We start from the raw sequence: 12,143 nt of genomic DNA on the forward strand, positions 1-12,143 counted from the left end.
TACTTTTCAATAGCCTCGCGGTTTCGGTTGAGCGTGTGTCGTAGATAACCTCTGACACAATAAGCTATGTGGTTACTTAAAAGTGTATACGCAAATGCCAAATATCATCGAACATGAATTGGTAAAGATTGTTAACAATATCATCATTAGTAATCAATGGTTTGGATAAGTTCATTCGATGGGACATAAAAAGAGACTGCTAGCGGTGAATTTTTGAATCGGTTTGCATCGCTGAGCCTTTTAGATGTGCTTAAAGCTCGTAAAATCACTATAAAATTGATCTATTTCAAAATATCAAGCAGTGAAGGGGTTATAGTACATCTTGTCATCTCGTTAGTCATTGCGACTAACATGTTGAGCAAGATGACACTTCCTTTTGAAGGCTGACTTTACTTTCTCCTAATCAGGAAACTGATTAATTTTCAATTGGCGTAAGTTAATTGTTTTATAGATATTCCGACCACACAGTTATGTGTGGTTTTTTTTTGCTTCGATTTTACCTTCCATATACCTCTTACCGTTTTAACTCTCTATAGTTAATCATTATTAATCGCATAAGAATCAAAGAAGTAGAGTAATTGATCTACTTGCTTCACGTTTATTTAAACGCACGTTTGATAAATTTAACAAATTCATTACAATGCATCAGGTCAGACCTCTTGTATTTAAGGAGAAACAATGGGCAAGCAGGAAGTAAAAACACGCAATGGTGAGCGTGTCGCTATTGTCGCGGGGCTTCGAACTCCCTTTGCTCGTCAAAGCACGGAATTTAGCCAAGTGCCAGCGGTCGATTTAGGGAAAATGGTAGTAAGCGAAATGCTTGCTCGAACAGATATTGATCCGAAGTTAATCGAACAAGTGGTATTTGGACAAGTAGTACAAATGCCTGAAGCGCCAAACATCGCACGAGAAATCGTGTTAGGCACCGGTATGAACATTCATACTGATGCTTACAGTGTGACTCGTGCGTGTGCAACGAGTTTTCAAGCGGCGGTCAATGTCGCAGAAAGCATCATGGCGGGAACCATCGATATCGGTATTGCTGGTGGTGCAGACTCTTCTTCCGTCCTGCCTATTGGCGTATCTAAGAAACTGGCCGCTAATCTGCTTGCTCTAAGTAAGACAAAAACAATGGGTCAGAAGCTTAGCATCCTCAAAAACTTGAGCTTTAAAGACCTTATGCCAGTGCCTCCTGCAGTAGCCGAGTACTCGACGGGCTTGTCGATGGGACAAACTGCGGAGCAAATGGCAAAGACGCATGGTATTTCTCGTGCAGAGCAGGATGCGCTTGCACATCGCTCTCATACGCTGGCTTCCCAAGCTTGGAAAGAAGGTAAGATCCAAGGTGAAGTGATGACGGCTTTTCCAGAACCATACAAAAAATGGATTTCGGAAGACAACAATGTCCGTCACGACTCAACCGTAGAAGGGTACGCGAAACTTCGACCTGCCTTTGATCGCCAGTATGGCAGTGTTACGGCAGCTAACAGTACGCCACTGACTGATGGTGGTGCGGCAGTGATGTTGATGCGCGAAGGTAAAGCGAAAGAGCTTGGCATGGAGATTCTTGGCTACATCCGCGGCTACGCATTTTCAGCGATTGGTGTGGAAAAGGACATGCTGATGGGACCGACTTATGCCACTGCGAAAGTGCTAGAAAATACAGGCTTGGAACTGTCTGATCTGACGTTGATCGACATGCACGAAGCGTTTGCTGCGCAAGCATTGGCGAATGTGAAGATGTTTGCTTCAGATAAGTTTGCTCAAGAAAATCTAGGTCGTTCGAAAGCGATCGGTGAAATCGACATGGATAAGTTTAACGTGCTTGGTGGCTCAATCGCTTACGGTCACCCATTCGCGGCGACAGGTGCACGAATGATGACGCAAACCCTACGTGAACTGAAACGCCGTGGTGGCGGTATTGCATTGAATACCGCATGTGCAGCTGGCGGTCTTGGCGCAGCAATGATTCTGGAGGTTGAGTAATGAGCGAGCAAAAAGCATTTAGTCTAAAAGTTGATGAGCAGAACATTGCTTGGTTAGCGATTGACGTACCTAATGAAAAAATGAATACGCTACAGGCGGCTTTTGCTGATGAAATGAAAGAAATCTTTGCTCAGCTAAAAGACGCCAGTGGCATCAAAGGGATGATCATTCATTCCCTAAAACCGGACAACTTCGTCGCGGGAGCCGATGTTCGCATGCTAGAAGCGTGCACGACCGCAAGTGAAGCAGAAGCATTAGCGAGGCAAGGTCAAGAGCTATTCCAGCAGCTATCGGACTTACCATATCCTGTGATTGCCGCTATTCACGGTCCATGTTTAGGCGGTGGCTTAGAGCTTGCTCTTGCATGTGATTATCGTGTTTGTACGGATTCAGATAAAACGCGTTTAGGCCTACCAGAAGTACAGCTTGGATTGCTGCCAGGTTCCGGCGGTACGCAGCGTCTGCCGCGTTTGATTGGCCTGTTACCTTCACTGGACTTGATCTTAACGGGTAAACAACTTCGTGCGAAGAAAGCTAAAAAGCTGGGCGTTGTGGACGCCTGTGTCCCAGATACCATTTTGCTCGACGTAGCAAAACAGTTTATCGACAAAGGTAAAAACAAGGGTACGAAAAAGCTATCCACGAAAGAAAAAGTGATGTCGGGTAGCGGGTTAGGGCGCAAGTTTGTGTTTGAACAGGCAGCGAAGAAAACCAATCAGAAAACCCGTGGTAACTATCCTGCAACGGTCGCGATTTTAGACGTTATTCAGCATGGTTTAGAGAAAGGTTTCGCCCAAGGACAAGAGCTTGAAGCGAAACGCTTCGGTGAGCTTGTGATGAGCTCAGAGTCAAAAGCGCTTCGTTCTATCTTCTTTGCGACAACGGAAATGAAGAAAGAAAATGGTACGGATGCGAAACCCGCGCCAGTTCATAAAGTTGGCGTGCTTGGCGGCGGCTTGATGGGCGCAGGAATCAGCCATGTGTCTGTTGCAAAAGCGAAGGTGCCTGTCCGCATCAAAGACGTCAGCAACGATGGCGTTCTAAACGCACTCAACTATAACTACAAGTTATTTGAGAAACAGCGTAAACGTCGCATTCTATCAAAAGCCGATCTGCAAGCGAAAATGTTGCAACTGTCTGGCGGTGTCGACTTTACCAGCTTTAATCATATTGATGTCGTAATTGAAGCCGTTTTTGAAGACTTAGATCTTAAACAAAAAATGGTGGCGGATATTGAAGCGAATGCCAAGCCGGAAACCATCTTTGCGACTAATACTTCTTCGTTACCAATCCACAAAATTGCAGAAAAAGCGGAGCGTCCAGAAAACGTAGTGGGTTTGCATTACTTCAGCCCGGTAGAAAAAATGCCGTTGGTGGAAGTGATTCCGCATGAAACGACATCAGATGAAACCATTTCAACAGTCGTTGCACTTGCTAAAAAGCAAGGTAAAACCCCGATCGTAGTGAAAGACAAAGCGGGCTTTTACGTGAACCGCATTCTTGCGCCATACATGAACGAAGCGGCGCATATTCTGCTGGCTAACGAACCGATCGAAAAGATTGATACGGCGTTGCTTGATTTTGGTTTCCCTGTCGGCCCGATTACCTTACTGGATGAAGTCGGTGTCGACATTGGCGCGAAGATCATGCCGATTCTGGTCAACGAGTTAGGTGAGCGATTCAAAGGCCCGGACGTGTTCGATATCTTATTGAATGACGGTCGCAAAGGACGTAAGAGCGGGAAAGGTTTCTACACTTACAAAGGTAAGAAGAAAGAAGTCGATAAATCTATCTACAAGCTGCTTAAGCTCGATCCTGAATCTAAGCTGAGCGATAACGATATTGCGTTGCGCTGTGTACTACCAATGCTGAATGAAGCGGTACGTTGTTTGGATGACGGCATCATTCGCTCGCCACGTGATGGTGATATTGGTGCAATATTTGGCATTGGTTTCCCTCCATTCTTGGGCGGTCCATTCCGTTATATGGATCAGTTTGGCATTAAAGAACTGGTTGAGAAAATGAATGAGTTTGCATCGAAGTATGGCGATCGTTACGCACCGTGTGATGGTTTGCTTACTCGAGCTGGAGAAGGAACCACATTCTATTAAACGTTGCTTCGGTAAAGAAAAAGGCTTGCCAGTGGCAAGCCTTTTTCATAAATAAGAAATAGTTACTTCTTCTTGTCTTTTTTATCTTTATTGTGGCCTTTACCTGGGTTGTCGTCCCCGTGAACGCTGCTGTTGCCTTTGTTGTCTTTATCTTTCCACTGTTTTGAAGAGCAATCATCTGATTTGATAGAAACATTGTCTCCGCTTAGGCGGACACAGTCGTTACTTAGCTCAAAGCCATCACCTTTCACCGAGATTTCAGCGTGTGCAGATGCCAGTGGCAGTAAAATAGCCGCAAGTAGTAGTGCTTTTTTCATGATTACCTCATTAATTTATTTTTAGTGTGGTAATTAGAGCATAAGCCGCAATGGCGTAATTTCAATTTTCTGCCAATTATGGTGTCGATTCTATTTATGAGACCCACAACCTCATTGGTTTGTAGGTATATACTTACTAATCGATAATTTTATTACTGCGCAATTAGATCATCCTAAGCCGCAATCTTTTGGCCTAAGTTGGAACTCTTCAATCGATCCAATTTCTTGCCCTAAGTGGATGCGCGGAGCGTCCGAATGCGATTGCCCTTGAGAGTGCATGACCAATCGGTTTGCCGTGCGAGGTTTCAACTCATTAACGACAAAGCGAATCATGTCTGCTCGGGTCAATTTCTTCAGTTCAGAAAGTACCTTGTCACGTTGGTTAAACTCGGTGTCTTTGTTTCCTATTGCAACCCAAAGACGCTGAGCACGACCTCGCAGTGTGGTGTCCGGCGTCGCTATTTGATTCCACAAGCCGCGCTTACTGCTATGCCACTGGTAATCGTTCAGTTCTAACAGCACCATATAAAAGGCATTTAAGAACTCATCGATTGAGGTAACCAGCTCGGCAGGTGCTGCATTGGGTGACTGCACATAAAGCACAATACCCGGATGACGATTAAGTGGCATATTGCCAGTGCCCACCATGTAACCTAATTGCTGTTTTGTGCGGATCTCGTGGAAAAATGTTGCCGACATGAGATGGTTCGCCAATGAGTATAGAGCAATGCTACGAGGCTCAATATCCTCACACTGGTGGTAAATAACGACCGCCGAATCTTGCTGGTTACAATGTACTTCACGTTGAAAACTGCCGTTTTTTCCCAGCATGATGAGTGGGCGGAGCGCCTCTTCATAACGCTGCTCTTTTACTCTTAGGGCATCCTTTAAGGTCGTCGCCATGTCATGCGCTTGTTGACGCTGCCAATCTCCGTAAACAAACATTTCAACGTGCAGCTCTGCAAGAATTGATTCTACGAATACTGAGAGTTCATCGACTTCGATTTCTTCTAGCGCTTCGACTAAGGTTGCGAAAGGCGGGTTATTGGGTTGAAGTAGCCCTGTAAGTGCGTTAAACAGCTGCGAAATAGGACGATCTTGTGAAGCATTTCTCCAGTTACGTAACAGTTGCTGCTTGATGGTTTCAAAGCGTGCAGGGCTGAAATCTCGAGAAGCAAAACGGTGCAGGATCATTTCCAACAATTGAGGCAGTTTTTGGCTGAACCCTGAGAGGGTTAAGGTAACCCCGCCTTGGTGAGCATACATGTTGTAACCCATCCCTGCGATTTCCGCTTGATAGGTTTCTTTTGCTAGCGAATCGAGGAACATCTCGACACATAGGCGAGTTTTGACAATGTTCTTCGGCGATGCAACAGCATGAGAGCTGTCGATAGCGACATATACAACGCCTTTTGGCACGCGAAATTCATCATCTTGTAAATGCCAAAGTCGGAAGCCTTCGAGATCTTCAATTAACTCTGGTAGTGAACCACCATTTTCGAACGGCATGGGATCGAGATCGTAGCAAATATAAGGGTTCTTTTCTGGTAAGACGAACTGCCAGCTTGGATCGATTTGTTGATAGAAGCGGCGTTGCTCATCACTAAAAGGCGTGACGGAATACGGAGTAAAGTACCATTCGGCAGTACGATTGTATTCCAGTCCTTTTGCAATCAGGGTTACGCGGACATTATCGATGGTTAAGTATTGCAGCAACGAACGCTGCAGTTGTTCATCATAGCCCGCCATTTTGTAGTCGCCATAAATGGTATCGTCTGGCTGATAATGCTGCATATTGATAACAAGGTGGCTAACCAAATCCATTGGTCGAGATGGTTCCTGGAAACGAAACGCCGACTCAAGCACCGCTTGTTTTTCGAGATAGCGCCATTCATCTAGCCCGTCTTGTTTGATCATCGAGAGGTATTGAAAAACCGCTTGGATGATGTTGTCAACGTGGTTGAGACCCAGCGGGGTGAGTGTGCAGCTAACCGTAAAATCTCGATAGTTGCTACCACTAGCGCCGCCTCCTGCAGAAAGTGACGTAATCCAGCCTTCATTTTTTAGCTGGAGCATTAAGCTGCCTTCGCCTTCATAGCCGAGTAAATGCGCGAAGTAAGAGAGTGGTTTAACGCCGTAGTGCTTATCCATTCCCGGCATTGGGAAGGTGAGAATGAGTTTTCGAAATTCTTTGATTGGTTCAACTTGAACTAAAATTCCGGTACTTTCTTTGGTGCTAATGGGGACATCAATCGATTTTCCACGAAGGTGGTGGTTTGGGATATTGGCAAACATGGCTTCTACCCACGCTTGCTGAGCATCGAGCGACTGTGGCCCAAAGAGCGTCAACGTCATGAGATCGGCAGAGTATTGAGAGTGGTGAAACTCGACAATTTCGTCGCGGATGGATTTACCATCTCGGTCACCTAATGTATCTAGGTTGCCGACTGAGAACTTAGAGAAAGGGTGATCTGGATTGATGACTTCTTTGTTGACTTGATACAGGCGGCGAGAATCGTCATTAAGTTTGAGTTTGTATTCGGAGTCGACAGCCTGGCGTTCTTTGTCTAAAGCTTCTTCGTTAAACAATGGTGCGGTAAAAAATTGGCTAAATCGATCTAAGGCATTTTCAAAGGCATTCGGAGTAACATCAAAAAAGAAACAAGTGTGCTCAGTACCCGTCCAAGCGTTATTTGTTCCTCCATGCTGGCTAATATAACTTTGAAACTCGCCCACTTTAGGGTATTTTTCCGTACCCAAAAAAAGCATATGTTCTAAATAGTGTGCCAGACCTTGGCGATCGTTTGGGTCGTCGAAGTGTCCAACGTTCACTGCTAGAGCAGCTGCTGACTGTTGAGCTGTCTCGGAATGAATCAGCAGTACACGCAGATCATTGCTCAAGGTAATGTAGCGGTATTGATTTGAATCGTTAGGACTTAGATGCACGATGCGTCTCCAGATTTCGCATTACAGTAATTATGAACCCCTAGCTAGGGGGCGCAAAGTTTGCGTTTCGACAAATACTGCTTGCCGTATTTTTGTTATTCGTAGACTTCTGCACAGGCCCATCGCGTTTGCGTATGGGGAAGAACTGTTTGAATGAATGCTCTGAACTCATAGCACAGTTAAATACTGTGATGAACTGAATACATTCTTTTTAATAGATTGTTAAGAAAGTCGCTATCTTTAGCAAGCGAATTGGTATAATGAACAGATAATTATATCAGTATTTTTGTTTCGTCATTATTAAAGTTAGCCCCGTCTATCTAATAAAGATAGCAGTCAACCTTTTGGTAGCGTTAGCTATCCCTAGGAAATAACATGAAAATATTCATCATGCGTCACGGCGAAGCCGAGCATTTTGCAGATTCAGACGCAGCACGACAATTGACCCCAAGAGGCAGAGTCGAATCAGAAGCGGTTGCGAGAGCCTGTAAAGAACAAGGTTTTGCGCAATTCGATAAAGTGTTGGTGAGTCCGTACATTAGAGCTCAACAAACTTGGCAAGAGATCAGCGAGTATTTTGCTGCAAAAAGCATCGAAACTTGTGAAGATATTACACCTTACGGCCAATCTGAGCATGTATTTGATTTTGCAAGTGCATTGATTGAAGTGGAAAAACTAGACTCGCTTCTGCTTGTCTCTCACTTGCCTTTGGTTGGTTATCTCACTTCAGAGTTTGTAAAAGACATGGCACCACCGATGTTTCCTACATCAGGTCTAGTGTGTATTGAATACGATCTACAAACGCAAAACGGTGAAGTGCTGTGGCATATTACGCCATAAGCGTCGAAACCAAATAAGCATTTAAACATTAGATATAGAATGAAGAAAGGCAGGAAATTTCCTGCCTTTTTGTTTAATTGCTTCTACAGTGAGCTAGTTACTTTTCTGGAATCGAGAGCAAAACTAACAACGCACCATCACCGCCGAATTCTAGTGGCGCTTGGTGGAAAGCCATTACGTCTGGGTGTTGTGCTAACCAAAGTGGCGCTTTCTGTTTCAGGATGTGTTTACCAATGCCATGTTGCACACACGCACAGTGAATCTCGTTTTTGACGCAGTAGGCGATCATCGCACCAAGTTCGCGTTTAGCTTCTTGTTGTGTCATGCCGTGCATATCGAGGAATACGTCCGGTACATACACGCCGCGACGTAGACGTTTAACTTCATAAGTGGAGACGTCGTCACGTGCATAACGAGTTGGGCCATCTTCATTTAAGAGAGGGACAAACTCGTCGGAGAAGTAAAACTCAGAATCACTCGCTTCACGGTTGGAGCGCTTGATTTCTTTTTGCTTAGTATTTTTTTTTGGTTGCTGGATTATGGTATCCTGTCGCAACTTTTTTACGCCCTGTACTGCTTCCTGAAACAAGGCGAAATCGTCATCGTGTTCGGTGTCTTTTTTGCTCATTAGGTAAACAATTTCATTAATAAACTTTTATTGGCAGTATTGTAGCGCTTTTCGGAGGCAATTTTGGATAAGATTTTTGTAGAAGAAGCGGTATCGGAGCTGCATACCCTTCAAGATATGATTCGTTGGACGGTAAGCCGCTTTAACGCAGCGAACCTGTTTTACGGTCATGGTACTGATAATGCGTGGGATGAAGCGGTTCAGCTTATCCTGCCAACCTTATACTTGCCGATTGATGTGCCTCCGCACGTATTAAACTCTCGCCTAACGACCAGCGAGCGTCTGCGTATTGTTGAGCGCGTAGTAAAACGTATCAATGAACGTACACCAACTGCATATCTAACCAACAAAGCGTGGTTCTGCGGTCTTGAATTCTTCGTTGATGAGCGCGTACTCGTGCCACGCTCTCCAATTGGTGAGTTGATTCAAGCAGAATTCCAACCTTGGTTGGTGGAAGAGCCTACGCGCATCATGGACCTATGTACGGGTTCTGGTTGTATCGCGATTGCTTGTGCGCACGCTTTCCCTGAAGCTGAAGTGGATGCGATCGACATCTCTACAGATGCTCTACAAGTGGCTGAGCAAAACGTACAAGATCATGGCATGGAGCAGCAAGTGTTCCCAATTCGCTCTGACTTGTTCCGCGACTTACCAAAAGAGAAGTACAACTTGATCGTGTCTAACCCACCATATGTGGATGAAGAAGACATGAACAGCCTGCCAGACGAGTTCACACACGAACCTGAGCTTGGTTTAGCAGCGGGTACGGATGGCCTAAAACTTGTGCGTCGTATTCTTGCAAATGCACCAGACTACCTAACAGATAACGGTATTCTTATCTGTGAAGTTGGCAACTCAATGATTCACATGATGGAACAGTACCCAGAGATTCCTTTCACTTGGATTGAGTTCGAGAACGGCGGTCACGGCGTATTCATGCTAACGCGTGACCAGCTGGTTGAGTGTGCAGAAGAGTTTAAACTGTACAAAGACTAATAGGGTCTTGCACTAAATGTCAAAACACCGAGCTTTATGCTCGGTGTTTTTTTATGCATACCTCGCCGATATTAACTCTTTACATCAAAACGTAATAAAGCCACTATGAATCCACGAAGAATTGGAAAGCAGTTGCGCTCTGGTTTGAGAGGGCGTAGCGATAAAAACTTGAGGAAGTAATGGCAGGAAACAGTATCGGACAACATTTCCGAGTGACGACATTCGGGGAAAGTCACGGTATCGCACTGGGATGTATCGTAGACGGATGTCCTCCGGGGTTAGAAATTACAGAAGCAGATCTGCAAATCGATCTCGACCGCCGTCGTCCAGGCACATCACGTTACACCACACAACGTCGTGAACCGGATGAAGTTAAAATTCTTTCTGGTGTTTTTGAAGGCAAAACCACAGGCACATCGATCGGTTTGCTAATTGAAAACACCGATCAGCGCTCAAAAGATTACTCGGACATCAAAGATAAATTCCGTCCGGGTCATGCTGATTATACTTACCACCAAAAGTATGGCATCCGTGACTATCGAGGTGGCGGCCGTTCGTCTGCTCGTGAAACCGCAATGCGTGTGGCGGCGGGTGCAATCGCGAAGAAATACTTGAAAGATGAGTTTGGTGTTGAGATTCGCGCGTATTTATCACAAATGGGTGATGTTTCTATCGACAAGGTAGATTGGAACGAAATCGAAAACAACGCGTTCTTTTGCCCAGATGTGGACAAGGTAGAAGCGTTTGACCAACTTATCCGTGACCTGAAAAAAGAAGGCGACTCAATTGGCGCGAAAATTCAGGTTGTGGCAACTAACGTGCCTGTTGGTCTTGGTGAACCTGTATTTGATCGTCTTGATGCCGACATTGCACACGCGCTAATGAGCATTAATGCGGTGAAAGGCGTTGAGATTGGTGATGGCTTTGATGTGGTAAACCAAAAAGGCAGTCAACACCGTGATACGCTTGCTCCTGAAGGTTTTGGCAGTAATCACGCGGGCGGTATTCTTGGCGGTATCTCAACTGGTCAAGACATTGTGGCTAACATTGCGCTTAAGCCAACATCAAGCATCACAGTTCCGGGTGAGACCATCACAAAAGAAGGTGAGCCAACTCAGTTGATCACCAAAGGCCGTCATGATCCTTGTGTGGGTATTCGTGCCGTACCAATTGCTGAAGCGATGCTAGCGATTGTGGTGATGGATCATTTGCTGCGTCATCGTGGTCAAAACCATGGCGTAACAACTGAAACACCGAAGATTTAAGAGCTTTGTGTCATTCCAGCGAGCTATAGCGAGACTAGGAATCTAATTTCAGCGCGATGAAAAGAGAAAGAAACATCTCTGACAACAGAGTGCTCGGATAATAGATCCTGAATCATGCTCCTTCGTCGCTGTTCAGGATGACTGAATATAAAATTATGCCACTCACTTAATCGCGGGTGGCACAATTTTATCAGGCAACCTTTTTTGTTTAAGTAGTTTTTGCTTAATGGAGTGAGCCTTCCGTTTCCAAATTGAAAGAAGGGAGACGCCACTTAAAACGTACCGCAGCCATACGCAGCATATAACCGGTGATCAGCGTAATGATAGTGGCTGTTACATCGGGAACATTAAATTCTAATAGCGCTAAGTACATTCCTGATGCGATAAGAGCGACAGAAGCGTAAAGTTCTTCATGCAGTACCAACGGTGTTTGGCGACAGATTAAGTCGCGGAGTAGCCCACCGAATACACCCGTTACTAGCGCTGAAACCATACAGATCCCAGGGTGTAAGCCCATGCCCATCGCAATCTTAGTTCCGATGATGCTGAACACGATCAAACCTAACGCATCAAGGCGGATGAATAGACCTTTTAGCTTAATCACCCATTTCGCTAAGCCTGTGGTAAGTACACCCGCAACACACGTGATTGCCAGGAACTCTGGGTTTTTTACCCAACCAAGAGGGTAGTGTCCCAGTAAAATGTCACGTACGGTGCCACCACCAATGGCCGTTGCACTGGCCACCAACATAACACCAAACCAGTCCATTTTTCTTCTACCAGCACTCAACGCACCTGTCATGGCTTCAGCCGTGATACCAATGATATACAACACACTTAGCAACATAGGGAGACACTCAACGTAAAAAGTCACTACGTTCTACGTGAATCATCGTAGGCGCAGCAACAACACTTACAAAAGGTTTTATCATTCTTAAAAAGTGATTAAAACCAGCAACATGCCTGTAATCAAACCGCTTAAAAAACAGCAGTTTGAGCAGCATCAAAATAAGGCGAGAGTGTAGTAGCAAATGAGTACGCTGACGAATGAGAA

9 protein-coding genes are annotated in these 12,143 nt (G+C 45.2%); 5 read left to right on the top strand and 4 right to left on the bottom strand.

Annotated elements, in window-relative coordinates; genetic code table 11:
* Positions 1-678: 678 nt before the first annotated feature.
* Both fadI and fadJ read left to right on the top strand, forming a co-directional pair.
* Positions 679-1,986, top strand: a complete 1,308-nt coding sequence (gene fadI / locus NL643_RS03585; RefSeq protein WP_005394284.1) for an acetyl-CoA C-acyltransferase FadI — start codon at positions 679-681, stop codon at positions 1,984-1,986.
* Entirely contained in the window at positions 1,986-4,097 is a 2,112-nt protein-coding gene (gene fadJ, locus NL643_RS03590) for a fatty acid oxidation complex subunit alpha FadJ (RefSeq protein ID WP_167426342.1), read from the top strand. The genes fadI and fadJ overlap by 1 nt, the downstream gene beginning before the upstream one ends.
* A 62-nt stretch (positions 4,098-4,159) precedes the next feature.
* On the opposite strand, the gene NL643_RS03595 is transcribed toward fadJ, so the two are convergent.
* The gene (locus tag NL643_RS03595; protein ID WP_005397900.1) at positions 4,160-4,414 is read right to left on the bottom strand and encodes a hypothetical protein; all 255 of its coding nucleotides are present in this window, start codon (positions 4,412-4,414) and stop codon (positions 4,160-4,162) included.
* 168 nt (positions 4,415-4,582) lie between these two features.
* Positions 4,583-7,360: an insulinase family protein gene (locus NL643_RS03600; protein WP_253643911.1), complete on the bottom strand. Its 2,778-nt coding sequence runs from the start codon at positions 7,358-7,360 to the stop codon at positions 4,583-4,585.
* Between the two features lie 375 nt (positions 7,361-7,735).
* On the opposite strand from NL643_RS03600, the gene sixA reads away from it, so the two are divergent.
* Positions 7,736-8,200 carry a phosphohistidine phosphatase SixA gene (gene sixA, locus NL643_RS03605; RefSeq protein WP_005397904.1) on the top strand — a complete coding sequence of 155 codons (465 nt, stop codon included), beginning with the start codon at positions 7,736-7,738 and terminating at the stop codon, positions 8,198-8,200.
* Between the two features lie 97 nt (positions 8,201-8,297).
* Here the strand turns inward: sixA and smrB are convergent, their stop codons facing one another.
* On the bottom strand, positions 8,298-8,828 hold the full coding sequence (gene smrB, locus NL643_RS03610; RefSeq protein ID WP_046875553.1) for an endonuclease SmrB: 531 nt from the start codon (positions 8,826-8,828) through the stop codon (positions 8,298-8,300).
* Between the two features lie 63 nt (positions 8,829-8,891).
* Between smrB and prmB the strand changes: the two genes are divergently transcribed.
* Positions 8,892-9,824, top strand: a complete 933-nt coding sequence (gene prmB / locus NL643_RS03615) for a 50S ribosomal protein L3 N(5)-glutamine methyltransferase (protein WP_005380541.1) — start codon at positions 8,892-8,894, stop codon at positions 9,822-9,824.
* 179 nt (positions 9,825-10,003) lie between these two features.
* The gene (gene aroC / locus NL643_RS03620; protein WP_005397911.1) at positions 10,004-11,089 is read left to right on the top strand and encodes a chorismate synthase; all 1,086 of its coding nucleotides are present in this window, start codon (positions 10,004-10,006) and stop codon (positions 11,087-11,089) included.
* Between the two features lie 223 nt (positions 11,090-11,312).
* Here aroC and NL643_RS03625 read toward each other — a convergent pair whose 3' ends face one another.
* Positions 11,313-11,936, bottom strand: coding sequence for a trimeric intracellular cation channel family protein (locus tag NL643_RS03625; protein ID WP_074191661.1), 624 nt, complete (start codon positions 11,934-11,936; stop codon positions 11,313-11,315).
* Between the last annotated feature and the right edge of the window lie 207 nt (positions 11,937-12,143).

Origin of the sequence: Vibrio sp. Y42_MX_L11, assembly GCF_024181785.1 — a bacterium.
Lineage (GTDB): Bacteria > Pseudomonadota > Gammaproteobacteria > Enterobacterales > Vibrionaceae > Vibrio > Vibrio diabolicus.